Origin of the sequence: Vogesella mureinivorans, from assembly GCF_007644035.1 — a bacterium.
In the GTDB taxonomy this organism is placed as follows: Bacteria; Pseudomonadota; Gammaproteobacteria; order Burkholderiales; family Chromobacteriaceae; genus Vogesella; species Vogesella mureinivorans.
The window spans coordinates 1-286 of the sequence record NZ_VMTV02000089.1; the positions used below are offsets into that span (position 1 = coordinate 1).

A 286-nucleotide genomic window follows, 5' to 3' on the forward strand; every position below is an offset into this window, starting at 1 on the left:
TCCACAGCCAGTCGCGAAGCTCGCCGACCAGCGTTGCGTCTTCGCTGATGCGCTCAATCAGGATGGCGCGTGCGCCGTCCAGCGCGGCCTTGACGTCGGCCACGCCCTTGTCGGCATCGACGTAGGCCGCGGCACGCACTTCAGGCGCCTCGGACGGGTCTTCGAGCAGGCCCAGCGCCAAGGGCTCGAGACCGGCCTCGCGGGCGATCTGCGCCTTGGTGCGACGCTTGGGCTTGTAGGGCAGGTAGAGGTCTTCCAGCCGCGCCTTGGTGCCGGCGGCTTCGAT

1 pseudogene is annotated in these 286 nt (G+C 69.2%); it reads right to left on the reverse strand.

From position 1 onward, the window contains the following. Positions 1-286, reverse strand: a pseudogene (locus FLQ44_RS02080) (Tex-like N-terminal domain-containing protein); the annotation flags it as partial.